14 protein-coding genes are annotated in these 23,576 nt (G+C 67.7%); 7 read left to right on the plus strand and 7 right to left on the minus strand.

The window, feature by feature from the left end:
* The first annotated feature begins 572 nt into the window (after positions 1–572).
* Complete coding sequence (locus BI06_RS11190) at positions 573–1,388, plus strand: hypothetical protein (RefSeq protein ID WP_158515662.1); 816 nt, start codon at positions 573–575, stop codon at positions 1,386–1,388.
* An 87-nt stretch (positions 1,389–1,475) separates the two neighbouring features.
* Here the strand turns inward: BI06_RS11190 and BI06_RS11195 are convergent, their stop codons facing one another.
* The gene (locus tag BI06_RS11195; RefSeq protein WP_051740740.1) at positions 1,476–2,684 is read right to left on the minus strand and encodes a hypothetical protein; all 1,209 of its coding nucleotides are present in this window, start codon (positions 2,682–2,684) and stop codon (positions 1,476–1,478) included.
* 505 nt (positions 2,685–3,189) lie between these two features.
* On the opposite strand from BI06_RS11195, the gene BI06_RS11200 reads away from it, so the two are divergent.
* Both BI06_RS11200 and BI06_RS11205 read left to right on the plus strand, forming a co-directional pair.
* Positions 3,190–4,896, plus strand: a complete 1,707-nt coding sequence (locus BI06_RS11200) for a proline--tRNA ligase (RefSeq protein ID WP_033825769.1) — start codon at positions 3,190–3,192, stop codon at positions 4,894–4,896.
* A 57-nt stretch (positions 4,897–4,953) separates the two neighbouring features.
* The gene (locus tag BI06_RS11205) at positions 4,954–5,808 is read left to right on the plus strand and encodes an HpcH/HpaI aldolase/citrate lyase family protein (RefSeq protein WP_051740742.1); all 855 of its coding nucleotides are present in this window, start codon (positions 4,954–4,956) and stop codon (positions 5,806–5,808) included.
* A 6-nt stretch (positions 5,809–5,814) separates the two neighbouring features.
* Here the strand turns inward: BI06_RS11205 and BI06_RS11210 are convergent, their stop codons facing one another.
* Genes BI06_RS11210 through BI06_RS53355 form a run of 5 tightly spaced genes read right to left on the minus strand, consistent with a single transcriptional unit; the run spans position 5,815 to position 10,784 of the window.
* Complete coding sequence (locus BI06_RS11210; protein ID WP_149030341.1) at positions 5,815–7,230, minus strand: phenylacetate--CoA ligase family protein; 1,416 nt, start codon at positions 7,228–7,230, stop codon at positions 5,815–5,817.
* Positions 7,227–8,270 (minus strand): Ldh family oxidoreductase, encoded by a 1,044-nt coding sequence (locus BI06_RS11215; protein ID WP_033825771.1) that lies wholly within the window; start codon positions 8,268–8,270, stop codon positions 7,227–7,229. Before BI06_RS11215 ends, BI06_RS11210 begins: the two co-directional genes overlap by 4 nt.
* 4 nt (positions 8,271–8,274) lie before the next feature.
* On the minus strand, positions 8,275–9,834 hold the full coding sequence (locus tag BI06_RS11220; protein WP_033825772.1) for a hypothetical protein: 1,560 nt from the start codon (positions 9,832–9,834) through the stop codon (positions 8,275–8,277).
* Positions 9,831–10,520 (minus strand): hypothetical protein, encoded by a 690-nt coding sequence (locus tag BI06_RS11225; protein WP_051740744.1) that lies wholly within the window; start codon positions 10,518–10,520, stop codon positions 9,831–9,833. Before BI06_RS11225 ends, BI06_RS11220 begins: the two co-directional genes overlap by 4 nt.
* A 12-nt stretch (positions 10,521–10,532) precedes the next feature.
* On the minus strand, positions 10,533–10,784 hold the full coding sequence (locus BI06_RS53355; protein WP_369826106.1) for a cupin domain-containing protein: 252 nt from the start codon (positions 10,782–10,784) through the stop codon (positions 10,533–10,535).
* Positions 10,785–11,325: 541 nt separating this feature from the next.
* On the opposite strand from BI06_RS53355, the gene BI06_RS11235 reads away from it, so the two are divergent.
* Positions 11,326–11,709, plus strand: a complete 384-nt coding sequence (locus BI06_RS11235) for a DUF4440 domain-containing protein (protein ID WP_033825773.1) — start codon at positions 11,326–11,328, stop codon at positions 11,707–11,709.
* 156 nt (positions 11,710–11,865) lie between these two features.
* On the plus strand, positions 11,866–13,626 hold the full coding sequence (gene argS, locus BI06_RS11240) for an arginine--tRNA ligase (RefSeq protein ID WP_033825774.1): 1,761 nt from the start codon (positions 11,866–11,868) through the stop codon (positions 13,624–13,626).
* Positions 13,627–13,710: 84 nt separating this feature from the next.
* Here the strand turns inward: argS and BI06_RS11245 are convergent, their stop codons facing one another.
* Positions 13,711–15,018, minus strand: coding sequence for a PQQ-binding-like beta-propeller repeat protein (locus BI06_RS11245; protein WP_082527233.1), 1,308 nt, complete (start codon positions 15,016–15,018; stop codon positions 13,711–13,713).
* Positions 15,019–15,198: 180 nt separating this feature from the next.
* Between BI06_RS11245 and pglW the strand changes: the two genes are divergently transcribed.
* Entirely contained in the window at positions 15,199–19,704 is a 4,506-nt protein-coding gene (gene pglW, locus BI06_RS11250; protein WP_233289436.1) for a BREX system serine/threonine kinase PglW, read from the plus strand.
* A gap of 145 nt (positions 19,705–19,849) precedes the next feature.
* Positions 19,850–23,527, plus strand: a complete 3,678-nt coding sequence (gene pglX / locus BI06_RS11255) for a BREX-2 system adenine-specific DNA-methyltransferase PglX (RefSeq protein ID WP_368666637.1) — start codon at positions 19,850–19,852, stop codon at positions 23,525–23,527.
* Positions 23,528–23,576 lie beyond the last annotated feature (49 nt).

Below are 23,576 nucleotides of genomic sequence, written 5' to 3' on the forward strand. Positions count from 1 at the left end.
CGTCCCGACGTAAGTCGGAAAGGCCGTTGGCCGGGTTAACACCCAGGTCAGCGGCCTTTTGCATGACGACCCGTCAGGAACCAAGGGAATTGGTTCGCGTACTGTTTGGGACCACTTTGGGACCAGCGGAGCCTGGAGCCCTTCCGGCGGGTGCGTGTGGGCCCGAAATGCCCGCTTTCCTGGCTACTCTAAGTGACCGTTGTCAAGCCGTAATAGTCGATTTTCGGTCACGTTCTTGGCGGAAATCAGGCTTGTGTGGCGAAAGTTGGCCACGCCTGACCGCCCCTCAGGTGGCGTGACCGTGTCTAGCCCGACACAATCCCCCCGGCCCGACTAGCGCGGGCGACCCCAACGGCGCGCCATGTGCATGGGCTGGTGGCTCTCTGTGATGATCTCTTCCCCGAACGGGGCAAGGCGCCGAAGGCGGGGTGGCCGTGGAAGTTCTCGGTAGGCTCGCGGTGGCCTGAGGAGGTGTCAGTGCGACGGGTCAGTGAGGTCACGAGGTACCGGTACTGGTCGGAACGGCAGATCCGCGCCCTTGGGCGGGACAATGGCCTCCGCCTGGAGGCCGCGTGGCAGTTTCCACCGCAAGCACCCCATCCTCCCTATTCGGCATCTCGCTTCCCGCGGTCGGCCTCCAGCACGCGGAAGGCCGCGAACGGAGTCGGAAGCACGTGGCCGACCGGCTCGTAAGGGCACTGCGAGATCAGATCGCCGTCACCTACGACGAGCCCCAGGTGCTGCTTGCCAGCGGGCTGGGTAGGGTCGCGTTCTCGGCCTTCACGGACGGACCTGCCCGGGAGAAGGGTGTCGTGCTCCATGCCCGTACCGAGAGCAGCTCTGGCCGGAGGGTCGACCTGTGCTTGTTCGGCAGCGTGGACAACACAGTCGACTTCCGGGCCGGCGAGGCGGTCGAGGGGAGCTCTTCGTCCGCCTGGTCCGCCGTCGCCCAACTCCTCGAAAGCCGAGGCACCCGGACCACCTCGCAGTGGGACGAGCCAGGACTCGCCATCGAGGCATTGAAGATCGCACTCGGGGGCAGGGAAGGGGCCCAGGGCGGCTCGCCGGAAGAACCGTGGACACGCCCGTGGGCCCTCGGTCATGCCACCGACGTCGAATGGCTCGCGGTGATCTACAGCGACGTCACGCTCGACCCCGAGCGGTGGGACTTCGACGGCACCAACCTTGAAGGCACCCAGCGGATCATTGTCGGGGCTCCGCTGTGGGTGCGCACGGCCGGCCCTCAAGCAGTGGTCCGGTATGCCGACCTACGCCAACCGCAGACACCTCGGTTGGCTCGGTGGCGCCGTCCGGGGGTCGTCAGAGCGGGCGATGACCACCTACGCGCGGGCGCCGTTTCCTGGGCAGGCTCGACCCCTGAGCGGTGATGATCGCAGGCCAGGTCGCCGTGAAGCACCACACCACCCGCTCCTTCGCCGACTGCGCGCCGACCTTGGCCGGGCGTTGGCCACGGCCTACCAGCTTGCCGCAGGGCCCAGTTGCACGAGCAAACGGTCGATTGGAAACCCTGCCTCTCTGGTGTCGAGCGCAGTGACTGGCATAGCGATATCGGTGTCAGAGATGAGCCGCTCGGCGATCAGCTGCGGGACGAGCAGGGCCACCGTTCCGTCCGGCCAGTTCGTGGCCACCTGGTACATGGCGAGAACCCCCGCTTCCCACTGGCTCAGCGGATCCCGGGAGCGGCCGAGGTAGCTGTCGAACGTCGTGGGCGGTACCGACACGGCCAGTAGCCGCCGGGGCGCCGCCTTGTGCATGTCGACTACGGAGCGGGCTTGCGCGCACCAGGACGCGACCAGCTCGTCGAGCGCAGCGTATGCCTCGTCGCGGCCCTTGCGGCGTTGGCCGAAGGCGCCGTGCAGGACCAGTGACGCTGAGGATCGGTCGTCCTCGAGCGCCAGCCACGAGCGGGCCGTGTCCGCGGCCCAATCGTCCCAGGCCCTCCGCAGTACTGGCGCGGCTTGATCCCCCAAGCCGGTGAAGCCTTCTTTCGACGCGAGGTCGTGAGGTGGCTCAAGTCGGGTGATGGCTGCGGAATCGAGCAGGGCGTCGGGGCGCAGTAGCGCGGCGAAGGCATGCCGTTCGGATTCGATCACGGCTGCGAGCGCGTCCAGGGTCGGCTTCGCCCATGTTGCGAGCCAAGGGTGGGCCGCCACGGCGGAGTTGCTCTCAAGCATGGAGTCGTGGAGGTGGCGCCAGTGTCCGTGGTGACGCTCGCGGATGAAACGGGCGCGTGCGTACCGGTCCGACTCCGCCTCGTCGTGCTCGTCTCCTCGGGGGTAGTCGCCTTGGGCGAGCACGGCAGCGGCGTCAGCCTCCTTGGAGGGGTCGAAGTCCACGTCCGGCGAAGGATCCGGGCCGGTATACGACGTCACTCCCAGTACGTCCCGGACCGCGTTAGTAAATGTGACCAGCGGATCACCGAAAGGCATCGGCCAGAAGCAGGTGCCGCACAACCGCTCCGCCGCCTCGCCCAGTTTCACCGTTACTGCTTCGACGGTCCGGGAGGAACGGAGCGATCCGCAGGTCTTCTTCCCGTGGAGTTTCCCGTTCCGGGAAGAGGCCGTGAAGCAGCTCAGAGGGATGCCCGCCAAGGGGCCGAGCGGCACGTCGGTGCTGAGGACGCGGCCGAGGTCCAGGCGGTAGTTGCGTGGGTCGAGGGGCATGGGTGCAGGCTAGCCAACGGCTCCCACCGAGGAGCGCCAGCTCCGTGGGAAACCAGCTAACTTCTTCGGGCTGATCGTTCGCTATGTCCGAGCCGCCGTTCGGTGGCGCAGGTATGGCGGCAGGGTGAGCGCCAGCTGCGCGACCTCCGAGGCTGGCAAGGCGAGGTCGAGCCGAGAAACGTGCGGACGACGCCGACGACGCCGCTCTCGGCATGCCGGTGGGCCGTCGAACCGTTGCACTGTTATGGCGAGCGGCTCTCAGCTGATGGGCAGTTAGAATCGGCGTGAGTTCTCCCGGTGCGTCCGGTCGTTGCCGTGGAGATCCTCAGCTGATCCGGTGGGTCGGGCTCGCGAGTCGTCACGCAGTGGGCGCCGGCTGGGGCTGACCGGCAGCCGCTAATGGGCCGCCGCGCCCAGGCGCAACGCACTACAATCCGTGTCCTGCCAAGAGCCCTAGGCGACGGTCGCCCCAATCCATCGGCTGCTCGAACGAAAGTTGCTGGTCATGCGCTGGTCTCAGATGCACATCCCCACCCTTCGTGAGAACCCGGCGGAAGCTGACGCGCCAAGCCACCAGCTGCTGCTTCGCGCGGGCTTCATCCGTCAGCTCATGGCGGGCCACTACTCTCTGCTGCCGCTCGCCGTCCGAGTGCGCTCGAAGGTCATCACCATCATCCGCGAGGAGATGGCGGCCATCGGAGCGCAGGAGTTCACCCTGCCGGCCATGCACCCCGCCGAGATCTGGCGGCGCAGTGGCCGGTGGGAGGTGATGGGCGATGAGATGTTCCGCCTCAAGGACCGCAAGGGTGCTGATCTGGCTCTGGGGATGACCCATGAGGAGATCTTCACGTCGTTGGCGGCGGAGCTGAAGTCGTACCGCGAGCTTCCTCAGATGTGGTACCAGTTCCAGACGAAGTTTCGTGACGAGCCGCGTGCCAAGGGCGGCCTGATGCGGACCCGGGAGTTCACGATGAAGGACTCCTACAGCTTCGATCTCACCCAGGACGGGTTGGACCGCTCGTTCGACCTGCACCGCGAGGCGTATGTGCGGATCTTCGCCCGTCTGGGAATTCCCGCCATTCCGGTGGAGGCGTCGAGCGGCAGCATGGGCGGGTCGGCATCGACGGAGTTCATGTGCCCGGCCGAGGTCGGCGAGGACTTCGTCGTCCACTGTCCCTCCTGCGGCTACGCGGCCAACATCGAGAAGGCCACTTCCCGGCTGGCCTCGGCGGCGGACGCCGCCGGCCCTGGTGCTCCCGAGCGGTTCGATACCCCCGGTGTGCGGACCATCGAGGACCTGGTCTCGCGCTTCGACGCGTCGGCGGACCGGCAGGTGAAGACGCTGGTCTACGTGCTGGACGAGCAGCTGACGCTGGTTCTGCTGCGTGGCGACCACGCCCTGGCGGAGCAGAAGCTCGCGGATGCCACCGGGGCGAACGCACTGCGGCCCGCACGTCCGGAGGAGATCCAGGAAGCCCTCGGCGCGCTGCCGGGCAGCCTCGGCGCAGTCGGTGTCACGTCGCTCACCGTCCTCGCGGATGAGGCCCTGCGCGGGCGGACGGACATGTTCACCGGCGCGAACGCGGACGGCGTGCACCTGCGGGGCGTGGACGTGGAGCGGGACATTGCCGTTTCCACCTGGGCCGACCTGCGTGAGGTCGCGTCCGGGGAGCCGTGTGTGCAGTGCGGTGAGCCGCTGCAGGTGCAGAAGGCTATCGAGGTCGGGCACATCTTCAAGCTCGGCACGAAGTACACCGACGCCTTCGACGTGACGGTCCTGGACACTGACGGCACGCCCAAGAAGATCATCATGGGCTCCTACGGCATTGGCGTCGAGCGTGCGATCGCGTCCGCTGTCGAGTGCCACCATGACGACAAGGGCATCGTCTGGCCGGTCTCCATCGCGCCGTTCGAAGCCGTCGTCACCGTGGCCCAGCCCGACGACGAGGCGACTGCCTCGGCCGGCGAGCAGGTCTATCAGCAGCTCCTCGCCGCGGGCGTGGAGACGGTGATCGACGATCGCACCGAGCGCGTGGGCGTGAAGTTCAAGGACGCCGAGCTCGTCGGCATCCCGCTGCGGGTGACCGTCGGCAAGCGCGGACTCGCCGACGGCGTCGTGGAACTCACCGACCGAGCCTCGGGCGAGACGCAGCGGATCCCGCTGGACGAGATCGCCGCCTGCGTGCGCAAGGGCATCGACTCGGCCAAGTAGAAGCACCTTTCGTCAAAGAAGATTGATGATCAGTCACCCGCTGGTAGCGTCCAGCGGGTGACTGGCCTGTCTGAACATCACAGCGCACCGAACGGGCTCCTGAGCCGGCTACAGCTCCTTCGGCAGCCGCAGCCAGGGGACGGAGCGAATGCGGGCCTGCTCGGCCTGTTCCTGCTCTGGAGCGAGCCCGGCATCGCCGAGTTGTGCGGCCTGCTCCCGCTCGACTTCGTCGTGATCGACATGGAGGCCGGGGCACTCGGCAGGCCCGAAGTCCTGAGAATGACGCAGGCCATCGCAGGTCGGCCAGTGTCGGTTCTGGTGCGAGTCCCCTCACATGACCAGCAGGCCATAGAGCACGCCTTGGACATCGGGGCCGACGGCGTGATGGTGCCCAAGGTCAGTACGTTGGCGGAAGCCGAGGCGGTGGCCGCAGCGACGCGCTTCCCGCCGGCAGGGCACCGCGGGGTCAACCCGGTGCGTGCCTCCGGCTACTTCGGTGACCTGCCCGGCTACTTCGAGCAGGCCAACGAACGGGTTCTGTGCGTTGTGCAGATCGAGACGGGCACGGCAGTGGAGAACGCCGAGGCGATCGCGGCGGTACCGGGCATTGACGGCCTGTTCCTCGGGATGGGGGACCTGGCGATGGACCTTGGCCAGCCAGGGGTGACGACCGGCCCGCTGATGGACGAGACCCGCGCACAGGTCCTGAAGGCCGCCCGCAGGCACGGCAAGCTCGCAGGGGCGTTCGCCTACTCACTTCCTTTGGCCCGGGGGTACCGGGCGGAGAGCTTCGACATGATCGCCGTCGGCAACGACATCAAGCTCCTGCGCGAGGGTATCGAGCAGACTCTCGCGGCGGTTCGCGCGCCCGGCGGACCGGCGCTGCCCGAAGGGTCGGGCGGCGCAGACTGACACCGCTCAACCGGGATCGGTCTGCCGCAAGGCGTTCAGCGCGCCGAAGCCGCGGTCCTGCCTGTTGACGGGCAGGTCGCAGATGCACAGGCGGAACTTGCCCGTTGTCGAGGACGGCATCTGCGTGAGCCGTTCGAAGGTGACCTGGAAGGGGAAACCGGCCAGCTCCCGGATCAGGCCGGCGACCTGCATCGTTACGGAGTCGTCCACAGCCCTGTGTGCGACGATGCGGACCAGCAGCGCGTCCTCGCGGTGCTGGACGACCTGGAACCAGTCGACGTCGGGGAATTGGCGCAGTACGTTCGAGAACAGCTGGGGGTGGACCAGGCCGCCTTCCGGAGTGCACAGCAGGTCCTGACTGCGCCCGATGACCTGCGACATGGAGGGCAGTGCGCAGTCGGCGGTCGCCGGAGTGGCCAGGGGCGTGGCGAGGTCGCCGGTGTCGTAGCGCAGCAGCGGCATGGCGCGGTTGTTGAGCGTGGTCACCACGACCCGGCCGGCCGTTCCGGACGGGCAGGGTTGCCCGGTGTCGTCCAGGATCTCGACGTAGCTGTGTTCGGCCTGGATCCGCAGGCCCGCGTGGTCGCGTCCCTCGTGGGCGATGATGTTGGTCTCGCGGCTGCCGTACTTGTCGAAGACCTCGCAGCCGAATGCCTCCTCCATCTCGGCCCGCATCACCGCGTTGAGGGGCTCAGCGTTCGGCTGGACCGCTCGCAGGCCCGGCAGCCGCACGCCCTGCGCGCGGGCGAGGCGCGCCAGCAGGTACAGGGCGGTGGCGTAGCCGCTGATCAACGTCGGCCGGTGACGGACCAGGCGCTCGAGGAGCCGGTGAAGGGATTCGTCGTCGAGCCGGAAGGCGTTGAGCTCGATCCGGTTGGTCAGGGCATTGTCGAGGCGGTCGCGCCGGCTTCGGGTCTCGAAGTAGGTGGGCGCTCCCCACACGAGTGCGAACGGCTCTCCCAGGCGCCAGTTGCCGCACCAGGCGTAGGTGCGCAGCTGGTGGGCCCGGCACCACCGGTCGAAGTCGCGGTCCTGCCAGAACTCCACCCGCTCCCCGGTGGAGCCACTGCTCTGCCTGCGTTGCAACGGGCTGCTGGCTGCGGTGCTTGAAATGAGGGTCCTGCCCGCGGAACGCAGGGCTGCCCGCGACAGGACGGGTAGGCGCCGGTAGTCCTCGGCGTCACGGATCCGCTCCGGGCGCAGGCCGTGCCGGTCCATCAGCGCCCGGTAGTAGGGAACGTTCTCGTAGCTGTGCGCCACAAGCGCCTGGAGCTTGCGGAACTGGAACGCGCGGACCCTGGTCGGCTCCCAGCGCTGGCTGTGCTCCAGGAGCGCGAGGCGCCGCCGCACGTCCGAGTCTCCCCGCATGGCCTGGCTAGTCCAGTACAGGAGGCGGGCCGCGTCAGGCGCAAGGGGGTTCACAGGAGGTCCTTTCCGTCGGCAAGGTCGAGGAGGGCCAGCCACTGGCGTTGGCTCATGCGGATCGTCTCGCCGAGGTCGGCACGACTACTACCGGGCCAATGGACGGTGGGAGAGGAGGCTTCCACGTGGGAGCGGACGGCTTGCATGTCCTGCAGAACCTCCTCGTAGGCGCGGCCCGCGAGAGCGGGCGAGAGCCCGATGAAGAGGCCGCCGTTACCGCGCTTGTCGGCGTCGTCCCGTACGAAGCCAGCCCCGGAGATCACCCCGGCGAGGAGCTCGACTGCTACCCCGAGGGCGAAGCCCTTGTACCCGTGGGTGCCGCCGAGGGGGGTCATGAACGCGGTCGGAGGGTCGCTGTACAACCGCCCCGGGTCGGTCACCTCTGACCCGGCCGCATCGACGAGCCACTCGCCAGGCACCGGGGTTCCGTCGAGCCAGTGCTGCCGGATCCTGCCCTCGGAGACGGTGCTCGTCGACATGTCGAGGACGAACGGGTCCGGTTCGGCGGGTACGGCGATCAGCAGAGGGTTGGTGCACAAGCGCCCGTCCTCGCCCTGCCAGGGCATGACGCGCTGCCCGGCCCCGAGGTAGTTCACGAAGCCCAGCACCGCGCCCCCGCGCAGGGCCACCGCCCTGCCGATCCCGGACAGGCGCCCGATGTGCCCGGCGCCGGCCAACGCAACCGCGCACAAGGGATGGGCTTCCAGCAGCTCAGACAGGTTCGCCGTCACGGCGTCCGCGGCCAGCACACCGAACCCGCCCTGCCCGTCGACGACCCGCACCTGGCTGCTGTGCGCGCAGACGGTGGGGCGGGCAGCGACATCGAGCAGGCCGGCCGCAGCGTCCTGCACGTAGTCCGTCAGCCGCAGAATCCCATGCGAGCGCACGCCGCCGACCTCGTTGGCGACGAGATCGCCCACCACCCGCTCCGCGATGTCGGCCGGTGTCCCTATCCGCAGGAGCGCACGCCGCCCGACGTCCAGTGCCTCGCGCGGCTGCAGCTCGATCGTCTCCGGCCGCTCGCCGGACATCTCGCTCATGCGCTCACATCCGAGGCGAGACGAAGGCGACCGTCTCCACCGGCTTACCGGTCACGACGCACGGTTGCGACCGGCCGGTGCGGCAGAAGCCGAGCACCTCGCCGCGGCGCAGCGCCGCGACCTCGCGCACGGCCTCCTCGCTGACCGACAAGCCGCAGACCGCCACCAGACGCTGAGCCAGCACCTCGGGCAGGTCGGACGCCGTAGCCGGCACCAGGCGGCTGCGAGCGAACTCCCACGCGCCTGCTGTGAAGGCGGAACCCAGGTCCGCGAGCAGAGCCCGCAGCTCTGCCGAAACCTCCAGCGGATCGCCGCAATGGACGGTGCACTCCTCGCCGGTGTCGGCGCGCCTGATCACCGCCTTCCACTGCTCGCCCGCAGTGCGCGGCTCGAACAGTTGGACCATGACCGGCACTCCACGCGGCTGCCACTCCCGCCGAGCCTTCGTCAACGCACCCGCACTCTCGCAGACGACCTCCCGGACGAGGACCCCACTTCCCGCCAGACCGCGGGCCAGGGCGCTGCCGCCCTGTGGCGACGAGGCCTGGGCGCGCACGAGTATGAGCACCTGGACCGGCGCCAGATCGGGATGGATGAACAGCTGCTGCCGCCCATGCAGGCCCAGCATCAGGTGGGCCATCAGCATCCGCCGCGACGTGTACCCCGCCAGCTGCTGACTGAGGTGGAAGGCGCCTTGCTCCCGGAAGCCGATCCGGTACGGGCGGGAGAACCGCGTGCCCTGGTCGTACAGGCACGCGATCTGGCCCGTCGCCCCCAGCGGTAGCGGCGCGTCGGCCGCCACCGCCAGGTCCGCCACCTCGGCCCGATTGGTCCACGGAGGCCGCGTGCTCCACACCACCGGGACGTGGAAGCGACCGATCAGACCTGCCACCATGTCCCTCAGCCGCCGCAGGTCCTGCTGCTGCGCCGCCCGGTCGGCGTGGGCGCAGTGGAACTCGAAGACATCGTCGTGCTCGGTGGTGTGGAACACTCCCCGGCCGCCGTGCCGCCCACCGCGCACCGGCCGGAAGTACCGGGCGCGCTGGTACATCCGGATCGGAAGATCACCGCGTCCGGAGACGGCCCGAGACCAGTGGGAGTAGATCACCATCTCCCCGGTCGGTGTGAGCACCAGCCGGGGCTTGCCTTGTGCCAGGTCGGTGTCCGTGCCGACGAGGAGCAGCCTGTCGTGGAGGTCCACGACCTCCCGGGTGGGTTCCGCCACGGACAGGGGCACGGTGTGGGGGTACTCGTGCTCGGCGAGGCCCGCGTCCTCGTACGCCGCCCGCACCAGGTGCCGGAACCGCTCCATCAGCGCCACCCCGTACGGCAGGACCACCGCCGCACCGGTCGCATCGATCGCGCGGTTGTCCAGGATCTGCGCCTCGCGCAGCACCCGGGTGAAGTCACCGACGTTGAACGGCCCCCGCGCCAGCACTTGGCGAGTGCTGCGGGCCGGCTCCTGCCACTCCAGGCGACCCTGCGGTTGAAGAGACAGGCTCGGCTCCCAATCGCCGGTCCAGAGTGTCTCGACATCGGCGGCGCTGACCTGTGGCCCGCTCACCGCAGGCTCCCGGACGTCGCGCCCGCGTTGGCTAAGACCGCCTCGACCTGGGATATGACCACCTCGAACACTTCCTCGCGGCTCCGGGCGGCGTCGACCACCATCACGTTCGGCTGGGCCTGTGCACAGGACAGGTACAGCTCGCGGTACTCGGCCAGGTCCGCGACGTTTTCATCGCGCCCTGGTCGGCCGCGCAGCGCAACCCGCTCGACCGCCAGTTCGGCGGGAAGATCGAGGACGACCGTGAGGTCCGGAGCCGGAGCGTGGCTCAAGATCACGTCGATGTCGGCACGGGGACACCCGGCCCGGTAGGCGTTGACCCGCCGGTCGAGGAGGTGTCGGTCATGGAGGAGCACCGTCCCGGGTCCGACCGTCCTGGCCGCCGCGCGGTCGAGCCGCACCTCCTCCAGCGCCATCACGTAGTCGACATACCGAGCGTCAAAGGCGAATCGGGCACTTCCGGGATCGCCGTGGTGCTCGGCCGCGTAGTTGAAGAAGAAGGACGAAAGGAACGGATCGCTGGGATCGATGATGCCGGTGTTGTTCTGCCGGTAAGCACGGGGCAGGTTCCCGACGACCCGCGTAGGCGTGCCCCGCGTCTCGAGCTCCGTCTGCAGCGCCTGGCACAACGTGGACTTGCCACCCCCGTCGATCCCACACACCGCGATGCGCACATGTTCGGTCACGTCGCCCGGCTCCTATCGCTGCGCGTCCGGGTGACCCGCTGACTCGCGGATCTCGCCATTGCCGACCAGTGTCATCCGATGGGGAGAGTCCAGGGGCGCGTGCGGAACGCCGAACGCGAGGATTTCCAGGGGCAGTTCGACCGCAGGGTCCGTCTTGACGCCGTGCGGGTACTTCGCTGGCACATACACGGTGTCGCCCGCCCGCATCCGAAAGTCCGTCCCGTCCACATGGATGAAGCCCTCCGAGGCGAGGACATACAGGATGTGGTCGCCCTCATGGGTGTGGAGCTCAACTCGCTACCAGGCTCCAGGACGATCCGGTCGACTCCAATGCGCATCCCGGCGAGAGCTTCCTCGCCGGCGCCCGGCCGACCGCTGATGCCCTCCAGGACAGTGCCATCCGACTGGGTCAGTACGGTGCTGGCCTCGGCGAGCACGTTCCGAATGTGCCGCGCGGGGTCAAAGTTGACCATGATGCCACTCCTTCGCTCTGTCGTAGCGCACGTAGTGGCCTCACTGGTGGTGCCGTGAGGCAGACCGCTGCCAGCCCGCGACGGGAGGCAGCAAGGTATGCCACCGTAGCCGCTCGGTGACCCTGCGTTCGAGGCAATTAGCGAATTGCCCGACCTGCAGCGGACCGACCAGCCGCCCGCCCGCCACCGGCCCCGGCAGGACGCCGAGCTTCGGAGTCCAAGCTCCCCGCTGACCCGCTTCGCCAACGGGCGTCGATCACGAACAGGCCGCTGACGCCGTCGCTCCGAGACCGGCACTGCCCAGCGGGCGTTGTCCATGCGACCATGCCCGCATGGACAACGCCGCGGATGATGTGAACGAGGCAATCCGCTCAGAGCTGCGCCTGATCGATCCACACGTACGCCTGTCGAGCGAGCAGGCGGCAGGGCTGCTGGACCCGGACTTCGTGGAAGTCGGCTCGTCCGGGCGGCGTTGGAGTCGCACTGACATGCTCGCGGCCCTACCCGATCTACCGGGCGCTGGCGACGACCCCTACCTGGCCACGGAGATGTCCGGTGTGCTGCTTGCGCCGGGGCTTGTGCACCTGACCTATCAGACGACCAGATCGGGGCACCGCGCGCGTCGCAGCTCCCTCTGGCGTCGCAGCGCGGACGGGCACCAATGGAAGCTGTACTACCACCAGGCGACCCCTGTGCCGCCGTCCCAACAAGGCTGACATCGCCGTCAGCTCCCACAGGTGAGCAATATTCAGGAGCTCGGCCGCATACGAACATGAGATGCTCGACTGCAGCTCCGGTCGCCGCGCAGGCGTGATGCAGCTCGGCGACCGACACGCGGCCCCAACACGTCTCAGGAAGCGGTCCTTCGATCTATGGCTACGGTCCTCTCCATCGCCGACGCGGTGAAGCAGCGCTTCGCGCAGGCGATCTCCATCGCGTTCCCCGACGCTGCGGACAGCGACCCTCAGCTGCGACGAAGTGACCGCGCGGACTTCCAGGCCAACGGCTTCATGAGCCTCGCCAAGCCCTTGCGGGCCAATCCGCGTGAGGTCGCCGTGCGCGTCCTGGAGAACCTGGCCGCGGACGAGGTGATCGCGAACCTGGAGGTCTCGGGCCCGGGGTTCATCAACGTCTCGGTCACAGATGCCGCGATCCTGGAGCGGCTGGCCGCCCGCGCGGCGGACACCCGGCTGGGCGTCGGCAGCAGCGCTGCACCTGGCGTGACGGTGATCGACTACAGCCAGCCGAACATCGCCAAGGAGATGCACGTCGGCCACCTGCGCTCGACGATCATCGGCGATGCCCTGGTGCGGATCCTGAAGTTCTCCGGCGAGACGGTCATCAAGCGCAACCACCTCGGAGACTGGGGCACCCAGTTCGGCATGCTCATCCAGTACCTCCTCGAGCACCCGGGCGAGCTCGACGAAGGCAAGGAGTCGGCCGATTCCGGTCCGTCGATGTCCCGCCTCAACCGCCTCTACAAGGCGTCGCGTGCTCTGTTCGACAGCGACACCGAGTTCGCCAACCGGTCCCGTCTGCGCGTGGTCGACCTCCAGGCCGGCGACGAGGAGACCGTCGCCTCCTGGCAACGGATGGTCGACGAATCGAAGCTGTACTTCGAAGCCGTCTACGCGAACCTCGACGTCCTCCTCGAAGACAACGACGCCATCGGCGAGAGCTACTACAACCACATGCTCGCGGACGTGTGCGCCGACCTGGAAGCCTCCGGTGTCGCCGTCCGCTCCGACGGAGCCCTGTGCGTCTTCTTCGACGACATCAAGGGCCAGGGCGGCGAACCGACCCCGCTCATCGTCCAGAAGAGCGACGGCGGCTACGGCTACGCCACCACCGACCTCGCCGCCATCCGCGACCGCGTCGGCATGCTCGGCGCCAACCAGCTCCTCTACATCGTCGACAGCCGCCAGGCCCTCCACTTCCAGATGGTCTTCGAGACTGCCCGGCGCGCCGACTGGCTCCCCGATGACGTGCGCGCCCTGCACCTCGGGTTCGGCACCGTCCTCGGCAAGGACGGCAAGCCCTTCAAGACCCGCTCCGGCGAGACTGTCCGCCTCATGGACCTCCTCGACGAGGCCGTCGACCGCGCCGGCACCGTCGTCTCCGAGAAGAGCCCCCAGCTCGCGAGCGAGGAACTCGAAGACCGGGCCAAGCAGGTCGGCATCGGCGCGGTCAAGTACGCCGACCTGTCGACCTCCCGCACCCGCGACTACATCTTCGACGCCGACCGCATGGTCTCCCTCAACGGCGACACCGGCACCTACCTCCAGTACGCCTACGCCCGCATTCAGTCCATCCTGCGCAAGACCCCCGAAGGTGTCACCCCGACCGCCCACCGGGACCTGGCCCTGGAGCCGGCCGAACGCGCCCTCGGACTCCTCCTCGACGAGTTCGGCGCCACCGTCGACCTCGTCGCCGAGACGTTCGAACCCCACCGCCTCTGCGCCTACCTACACAACTTGGCATCGGCTTACACGACCTTCTACGAGCACTGCCCCGTCCTCAAGGCGCCGACTCGCGAGGTCATGGAGACCCGGCTGCTGCTGTGCCAGCTCACCGGCCAGACCCTCCGGCAGGGCATGGACCTCCTCGGGATCGGGACGCCCGAACGCCTGTAGCCGGGCAAGCCTCCGGGTGAGCGGCCACTGGCCGCCCACCCGGAGGCTTCGGCGTCGAAGCGGGTCACCTGGGCTGGTGTACTGCTACCCAGTGGTGCGCATCAGGGTGACGCTGCGGCCTCGGTTCTCGATGCCGACGTAGGCGTTGACAAGGAAGGGAGCCAGTTTCGGGGTTGCCCGGTCAGCTCCGGTGCGCGCGTCGAGGATGACATTCCCATTGGTGGTGTTGCCGTAGACCAATCCGTGCCAGACCGCGGTGACCTGCGGAACGAGTCGCCCGCCCTGCGAGGCAGTGATTGACCAGAGCCATTTCATCGACGTCGCGTCCAAGGCCGCGATCGAGTGAGTCTGGCCGAACAACTGGTCGTTACAGAGGATGACGGACGTTCCATCGAAGTCGCAGTGCCAGGGGTGCACATACGCCCCTGGCCCCGGGTGGGCGCGGACCGCTCCGGTACGGGCGTCAACGATGACGAACCCGTCCGAGGCCGACATCGCGAGCAGGCCGGGGCCGGCGGAAGATGCGACCGCTCGGCTTTCCGTGTGGACGGCTGACCACCGGGGACTGCCGTCTGATGCGCCGTAGCCTGCGAGCTGACGCTCGCCGTACGTCGGAGCCTCGGCGCCGGCCACGATGCCATCGACAAGCTGCATCGCGTGGAAATTCGCCCTGGTCCATCGGAGCTGCCCGGATCCCGCGTCGACCACGTAGGTCGTCTCGTCGTCGGATACGACCACGTTCTGGTCGTCCACCGCCACCACCTGGGCCGCCCTGATGCCGTCGGCGAGCAGCGATTCGTCGCGGGTCACAGCCTGCTGGCTCAGTGGCGTTTCCACGAGGTCGACCTGCGCGCTCCAGACCGTCTTGCCCGTCGTGGAGTCGGCGGCCAGGATCTCGATCACGTTCCGACCCCGGCCCGTCCCGGTGCCCGGGACGTAGCGGGAGAACGCCACGAGCACGGCGTCAATGCCGTGGAAATGGGCAGGCAGCGGCGCGGCCGTCTCGGAGCCGAAGCCGCTCTTCGAAGCGGGGATGGTGCTGACCGCACTCCAGAGCGTGTTCCTGGTGACGACATCGACGGCTTTCAGACCATCCTCGGTAGTCACGAACGCGGTCGTGTCCTTCAGAGAGATCGCCGGACGTTGCCGCGTGGGGCTTGATGTCGAGGGCTGCACCCCCTCGTCGAGTGCGTCCCCCGTGCCCGGACCATCGCCGAAGTCGAATGACGTCGGTGGGTCGAAAGCCTGGAGATGCCGGGAAGCAGCAGGAGCGACCCCGTCCGCGGACAACGGAGTTGAACTGCTGCAGGCGGACAACGAGCCGACCAGTGCCAAGACCAGGCCGGCAGCGCCGACCCATTGGCAGTGCCCGCGAGCTGCGAAGATCACCATTCCCCCTTTGCTTGATCACCGAAGCAGTGCAGACTGTACCTGACAGTGATCAGCTGGCTCCGAAATGCCGCATGCCTGGGGACGACCCAGGGCGCCGGCGCACCGTGATCCATGGCCCGCTTGATCACGGGAAGGACTACACGCCTCCACCTGTCGGCCCCGACCGATAGGGTCAAGGCCGTGGAGAAGGCCATGGTTCGTCCGCGGCCGGGCAGCAAGGACCAGGAGGGTACAGGGGTGTCGGCAGCGGGCAAGGACGGCAACTCGGGGGCGCGTCGGCCAAAGCCTGCACCGCCGCGTGTGCAGCGCTGGTTTCAAGAACGCCCCTCCCCGTTCCCGCACGAGCAGGAAGCGCTCGACCACGTCAAGGCACTGATGCCGCAGGCGGAGCCCTTCCGGGCCTGGGCGACCTTCTCGTTCACGGCCGCCTCGGGGCGTACCAACGAGTGCGACCTGCTCATCCTCGTGCCGCGCGGCCTGTTCCTCGTGGAGCTCAAGGCGCACCCGGGGCGCCTCGTCAACAACGGGAGCACCTGGAACTTCCACGGCCCCGACCGGGTCCGCACGATCAACAATCCCCTGCACCTGACCGACCTCAAGTCCAAGGAACTGCGGGCCCGGCTGACCTGGGCCGCACAGACCTCCAACGCAGGCGTGCGCATCCCGTGGATCTCCCCGGCAGTGTTCCTGTCCGCTCCGAGCCTGCGATCCGAGCTCGACACCGTCCAGCAGACCAACGTCTACGGCCGCGACGACGGCGTCAGCGGCCTGCCCCGGATCTGGCAGGACTTCCTCGGCCTGCCCCCGCAGCGGGACTCCGAGGCTGCCCGGCGCGAGCGACTCGACCTGGCACGGGCGCTGCCCGACCTCATGAAGAGGATCGGCGTCCGGGCATCCACTGCCCACCTGAGCTTTGGTGACGGCTGGAACCTCGCCGGGCGCCCCCTCGACGGCGGCCCCACGTGGGAGGACCGTCTCGCCATCCGCGAGCAGCCCATCCGCGAGGAAGGCCGCGTCCGCGTCTACCTGGTGAGCCTCCAGGCAACCGCGGAGACCCGAAACTCGGTCGAACGAGCAGCCCGGCGCGAGTACCAGGTCCTCCAGGGCATCAGCCACCGCGGCATCGCGCAAGCCCGGGAGTTCCGCGACCACCAGGGTGGCCCGGCCATCCTCTTCAACCACCGCGCCTCCGACCTGCGCCTGGACGCCTACCTGGCCACCCACGGCGCCTCGCTGACCCACGAGACCCGACTCGAGCTCGTTCGCCAGATCGCCGACGCGCTGCGCTACGCCCACCAGCGCTCGCTCTACCACCGCGCTCTCGCGGCCCGGTCGGTGTACGTCTCCTGCAAGCCCGACGGGTCCAGCCCGGTCGTGCGCATCGTCGACTGGCAGGTCGCCGCCCGCGACTTCGACAGCTCCTCGCACCCTTCTCTCGGGACCCCGAGCGCGGGCGGCGACCACGTCGAGAACGCCGCCCAGGTCTACCTGGCGCCGGAGTTCGACATGGAATTCGCCGACCCAGTCGATCTGGACATCTTCGGCCTCGGCGCCCTCGCCCACCTGATCCTGAGCGGCGAACCGCCGGCCGAGCGCCGCAGCGCCATGATCGAGCGGCTGACGAACGACGGTGGGCTGCGCCCCTCGGCTGTGTCGGACGCCGTGTCGGATGAGCTCGACGGCCTCGTGTATCAGGCAACCCGGGCAGACGTCGCCGAACGGCTCGACTCGGTGGACCGGTTCCTGGACGAGCTCGACCGAATCGAGCACGCAGCGGCCACGGAAGCGCTGGCACCCGTTGGCGTGGACCCGCTTATCGCGATGGCGGGACAGAGCGTTGACGCGGAGTGGAGCGTCGAGAAGGTCCTCGGCACCGGCGCCACGGCCAGAGCCCTGCTAGTCCAGCGCGAAGTGGAAGATCTCGGCGGCACGATCCGGGTCGAACGACGCGTGCTCAAGGTTTCCCTGGATGAGACCCGCGACGACCGCCTGGAGTCCGAGGCGGACGCGTTGGCCAAGGTCGGTGGGGGCGCCGTTGTGCGGCTTCTCGCAGGCCCGCGCAAGATCCACAACCGGACGGTACTGGACCTCGAGTACGCAGGCGAGCGTTCACTCGGAGCCCGACTGCGTGGAGACGGGCGCCTGACCTATCACGAGTTGGAGCGCTTCGGCCGGGACCTTTTCACCGCCCTGGACCAGCTTGCCGGCAAGGGGGTGTGGCACCGTGACCTCAAGCCCGACAACTTCGGCGTGCTCCAACGGGCCGATCGGTCTTGGCAGTTGGTGCTTTTCGACTTCTCCCTTGCGGAGGTGTCGGAACGGGATGTGAAGGCCGGTACCCGCGGCTACCTTGACCCGTTCCTCGACACACCGCGCCGATCGGTCTTCGACAACCACGCCGAGTACTACGCCGCAGCGGTCACCCTGCACGAGATGGCGTCCGGCGAGCGCCCTCGCTGGGGCGACGAGATGACCGATCCCCGTACCACCGACGACGAGTACCCGGTGATCGCGGAGGATGTGTTCGAGCCTGCCCTGAAGGACGGACTGACGGCGTTCTTCCGGCGGGCGCTTCATCGCGACGCCGACCGGCGCTTCGACACCCTGCGGCAGATGCACGAGGCTTGGGAGTCCGTGTTCGCCAAGGCCGATGCGATGGCGCCGGATGACGAGGATGACGAGACGGAGGACCTGCAGGCCGCTCGCGATCGTGTCGCCGCGCAGGCCGCGCCGGACACCCTGCTCAAGGACGCTGGTCTTTCGCCGCGCGCGCAGTCCGTCGCGAACTCGTTCGGTGCGACCACGGTCGGGGAGCTTCTCAACGTTCCGCTGCACCAGATTGCCCGGGCACGTGGCGCCGGCGCGGTGATCCGCAAGGAGCTCAACCGTCGGCACAAGCAGTGGACGGCGAAGCTCCGCAAGGCCGCAGCACCTGCCGCGAAGCCCGCCGGGAATGCGGAGAGTGCGTCCACGGCCCCGCGGATGGACCTGGCTAAGCTGCCGGTGGACATTGCTGCCCGCGCCAGTATCGACGAGATCGCTGCTCACCTTGACCCGGGCCCGAACAGCAAGGGCTCGCGCAGGCGCGAGATCATCCGGCTCACGCTCGGCCTGCCCGGCGTGGACGGAGCGCCCTCCACGTTGCCGCCCTGGTGCTCCCAGACGGATATCGCCAAGGCTCTGCCCATCTCGCAGGCGACCGTCTCGCGGAGCCACGTGGCCGCGATCCAGTCCTGGGTGGCTGACCCTCTCCTGACGACTCTCAGGGAGGAAATTGTCGCGTTCGTCACCGGGGCAGGGCGCGTGGTCACCGCACAGGAAGCGGCTACCGACCTGCGAATCCGCAAGGGCGTTCGGGAGCAGGACCCGCAGCGTGCCGAGGCACTGGCGCTCGCCGTGGTGCGCGCGGCCGTCGAGGCAGAAGCCTGGCCGCCTGACGACGCAGACGGCGACCAGCCGCGGCTCGCCGTGCTCCGGCGCAGCGGACGTGTCTTCATCGTGTGCGAGTCCCTCTCGGGGACCAGCGACCCCAGCGCTCCCGAGCTCGCGGACTATGCACGGGCGCTCGGACAGCAGGCAGATCGGCTCGCCCAGACCGAACCACTGCCGGACCGCGCCGTCGTGATTCGCGACCTGCGGTCCGTACCGGTGCCGTCGGGCATGACTCCGGTGTCGGATGGGCGCTTGGTGGCACTTGCCTCGGCAGCCGCGCAGGACGCCTTGTATTCACCGCGTCTCGAGCTCTACCCGAGAGGGCTCGGCCTCGCTCAGGCGATCCGTATCTCGCAGGCCGCCGCCGGTATCCGGCGCGACCGGGGTGCAACCGCGGATGAGCTGCTCGCCAAGGTGCGACTCCGCTTCCCTGATCTGGATCTGGCCGAGCCGACCGCGGTCGAGCTGGAAGAGGCTTTGGCCGAGGCGATGAAGCAGGCGCTTCAGCACGCGGGATTCGTCCTCGAATACGACGCGGAAACCAAGCGTTTCCGCGCGCCGGTTCCGGAGGGCGTCCGCTCCATGACCGCATCGGCGACCGCGACCACGCTGTTCCCGAGCGCGGCCGGCGTAGCCGCAGCGTCGGCGGCGGCCGGCCGAGACCCGAAGGCACTCCTCGGGGCCAAGCTGGACGACGCCCTGCGCCGCGGAGGCTTTCTAGCTCTGACTCTGCGAGGCAAGCACCTCCCCGGGGCCGCCGACCTCCTTGCCGCCGCGTACGGCGTGGAGCCGGTCTCGCTGGGCGGGCTCTTCCTCCGTGAGTTCCGCGCGCTGGCCACCGAGCACGGCACGGACTGGGGACGTGTCCTGACCATCGACACCAAGTTCACCGAGTCCGGCGAACTGCCGCGAGGGCTGGCGTCGTACGTCAGGGGCACCTGGGCCCGCGTCGGTGAACGCCTGCGCGAGCGACTCGAGACTGCTGGGCCGACAGGCGTGCTGTTCCTTCACGATGCCGGTCTGGCTGCTCGATACCAGGATGCCGGCGGGCGGGAACTGCTGGTCACGCTGCAGAACGCGGCCCGTCGGGAGTTCGATGCCCCGCACGGCCTGTGGCTGCTTTGCCCGCAGGAGGCGCCCCACGAGAGCCCGCAACTGGACGGCATGATCGTTGAGGTGCTCGGTGAGGCGGAGCGGGCCGTGCTGATCAAGGACTTCCTGGACGAGCTCCGAGCACGGCGTACCGCAGCCTGACGAGACGCGCCGCGGCGGAGGGGACATCGACCTTTCGGAACGGCCGATCGTTCGGGTGCGCCGAACTGGCAAAATGGGGAACCGCACGGTCCGCCGGGACCGACGGATGGACGGACAAAGGACGGGCGCTGTGACCGGTCGGGGAGTGGACCAGAACGAGCTGCTGAAGGACCTGCGCAAGCAGGTGGCAGCGCTGGAGGACGACCTGCGAGAGCGCAGCCAAGACGTACCGGAGTTCGCGGAGAAGCTGGACGACGAGTACCAACGCGCTCGGGCAGCTGAGCGCACGGCAGCCACCTACGAGAGCTGGCGCGAGGAGCGCATCACCCAGGCCGCCGTCGCCTGGGTCCTCGGCACGGTGTTCATCCGCTTCTGCGAGGACAACGGGCTGATCGAATGGCCGTGGCTCGCCGGCCCTGGGGAGCGGCTGGAGATCGCGGAGGAGCGCCACGAGGCCTACTTCCGCGATAACCCGGAACAGAACGACCGCGACTGGATCATCGCCGCGTTCGACCACCTCGCGGCGTCGAACGAGACGGCGGGCGGGCTCTTCGATCGGAACCACAACCCCCTGTGGGGGCTCACACCGAGCTACGAGGCCGCGCGGGCGCTGCTGGTGTTCTGGCGGCGCAGGGACAAGGACGGCGAGGCTGTCCACCTCTTCGGGAGCGAGGGCTGGGATACCCGGTTCCTCGGCGACCTGTACCAGAACCTCAGTGAGCACGCCCGGAAGACGTACGCGCTGCTGCAGACGCCTGAGTTCGTGGAGGAGTTCATCCTCGACCTCACGTTGGAGCCGGCGGTGGAGGAGTTCGGGCTCTGGCCCGAGCTGACCATCCGCGAGAGCGAGTCGCGTGTCGTTGAGCGGCGGGGGCTGCGGACGATCGACCCGGCGTGCGGCAGCGGGCACTTCCTGCTGGGCATGTTCCAGCGGCTGCTGGCGAAGTACCGGGAAGAGGCAGGGCCGGGCGTCGACGACTGGGCGAACGTGCGGGCCGCACTGGAGGCAGTGCACGGATGCGACAAGAACCCGTTCGCGGTGAGCATCGCCCGCTTCCGGCTGCTGGTTGCGGCGCTGAAGGAGGCCGGGGTCGAGCAGCTGGACCAGGCGCCGAAGTTCCCGATCAACGTCGCGGTCGGCGACTCACTGCTGCACGGGCGGGGGGTCGGCAGGCGCAAGCAGAAGGGGAAGTCGGAAGACGACCTATTCTCGGCCATGGGGCTGGCCGATAACGGGAATGAGGAGGAGTCGGAGGGGGCGTTCGCGTACTCGACGGAGGATGTGAACGAGTTCGTCCGTAGCTGCGACCTGCTGGGGCAACACTCGTACCACGTCGTCGTCGGCAATCCGCCCTACATCACGGTCAAGGACAAGCAAGAGAACGAGAACTATCGGGGCATCTACGACGCTTGTGCGGGAACTTATGCATTGTCGGTGCCATTTGCTCAGCGAATCTTCGAGTTGGCCACGCGAGGTGATCGAGGATTCACTGGTCAGATCACCGCAAATTCATTCATGAAGCGCGAGTTCGGAAAGAAGCTCATCGAGGACTTCTTTCGCACAGTGAAGCTCACCCATGTCATTGACACCTCGGGGGCATTTATTCCCGGACATGGAACCCCGACCGTGATCCTCATTGGTCGAAACACGGATCGGGGCTGGGCGGAGCCAGTTCGATCGGTGATGGGCGTACGTGGGGAGTCAGGGCAGCCGCTGGTAGCCGCAGAAGGCAAAGTTTGGCGCGCGATTGTGGAGAATGCCCAAAGGCCGCCGGTTGAAACAGATTGGGTGATTACTGAAGACGTCTCGCGGATTCGTTTCACCGCACACCCGTGGACGCTCGGCGGCGGTGTCGCAACTGATGTCATGCGGACCATTGGGCGATCGAATAAGGCTCTCACGAAGGCGATCGATCCACCCATCGGGCGCGCTGTTCGAATTGGGTCCGATGAGGCTTTTAGTCGACCAAATCGATCAATGGCGGGTGCGCGGGCTCCACTTGAAGCGTTGCGGCCAATCGTGCGCGGCGAAAATGTTCGAGACTGGGGCATCTCCGGCCTTGGGCTGATCTGGTATCCGTATGCCAAGGATGGTTCAGTTCATGATGATCTTCGGAATGAGCTCTGGTCACTTCGCACACACCTAGCAGCACGCAGAACTTTTCAGGGGGTAATGGAAGACGCGGGCCGGGCGTGGTGGGAGTACATGCAGCACACTCGATCGGCGTACGCAACCCCTCTTTCCATCGTGTTTTCGAATGTAGCCACTCACTTGCATTTTGCGCTTGATCGGGGAGGCAAGGTCTTCGATGCTCATGCGCCAGTGATCAAGCTGCCTGATGGGGCATCGGAGGAGGAGCACCTGGCGCTGGTTGGCCTACTGAACTCGTCGGCGACGTGTTTCTGGTTGAAGCAGGTCTGCCAAGGAAAGGGCAACCGGGGCGGGGAGCGCTCAACGGGCCGATGGGAGTGGGAAGAGTATTATGAGTTCACTGGAGCAAAACTCCAGGAATTGCCGCTCCCTACGGTGCTCCCGGTTCAACTGGGTGGCGTATTGGACTCGCTTGCCCAGCAGCTTGTAGGCCATGAGGCCGCCGCCGTGGCCGCAGCCTCTGCAGTACCGACTCGTGCCGATCTCAACAGTGCTCGCGCCGTGAACACTGCGACTCGCCATCGCATGATCGCGCTTCAGGAGGAACTGGACTGGCAGGTCTACGGGTCCTACGGGCTACTCACGGACGCTGAAGCCGAGTCCCTCGTGGTCGCTAACATTGATGATGTCCCCGACGTTGCCCTGGGTGAGCGCGCCTTCGAGATCTTCCTCGCTCAGAGGGGGATCGACAGTGAAGCGGATTCTGCCTGGTTCGATCGGCACGGCTCCATGCCTAGCTTGGAGATCCCTGCCCGGTGGCCGGAATGGTACCGGGAGATCGTTCAGCGTCGAATTGACACCATCAAGAAGCGCCGCGATATTGCGCTCATCGAGCGGCCGGAATGCAAGCGGCGCTGGTCGCCGCAGAGCTGGGAGAAGAAGGAAGCCGAGGCCCTTAAGGCATGGCTCCTGGGCCGCTGTGAGCGAGAGGATCTCTGGTTCCATAACCGCGATGGCATGCGCCAGCCTAGGACGCTTACCCCTGCTCAGTTGGCGGACCTCCTCACCAGTGATTCCGACGTTCACGCCGTTGCTGAGCTCTATGCAGCGGATCACCTCGGTAAGCCGGATCTCCGGCTTGCTGATGTGCTTCGGGAGATCGTCGCCGACGAGCACGTTCCTTACCTCTCCGCTTTGCGCTACAAGGACTCTGGGCTTCGCAAGCGTGAGCAGTGGGAGAAGGTGTGGGAGCGGCAGCGCGAGGAGGACCGGATTGGCGAGCGGCTGGACATCGCTGTGCCGCCGAAGTACTCCAGTGCGGACTTCCTGAAGCAGTCGTACTGGTCGAATCGGGGCAAACTCGACATGCCGAAGGAGCGGTTCATCTCGTACCCGGATGCCGGACCGGAGGCTGATCCCAAGCTGGTTCTCGGCTTGGCTGGTTGGGACCACCGTGACCAGGCACAGGCCATCATTAACCTCGCGGCCGATCGCGTGGAGCGGGACAACTGGCAGGGTGAGCAACTGGCTCCGCTCCTTGCCGGGATGTTGGAGCTGCTGCCGTGGCTGAAGCAGTGGCACGGTGGGTTCGATCCCGACTGGGACGGCGTTCCCGCGACCGACTGCCAGGAGTGGCTGGAAGCCCAGCAGCGTGAGCACGGCGTCACGACGGATGCGTTGCTCTCCTGGCGTCCGTCCGCGCCCAAGCGCAGCAGGGGCGCGGCCAAGTAACGTGCAGCCATTGCACGATCGCACCGACATGAATTCCACGACGAAGGGA

The sequence above is a fragment of the Kitasatospora sp. MBT66 genome (genome assembly GCF_000710405.2).
Lineage (GTDB): Bacteria > Actinomycetota > Actinomycetes > Streptomycetales > Streptomycetaceae > Kitasatospora > Kitasatospora purpeofusca.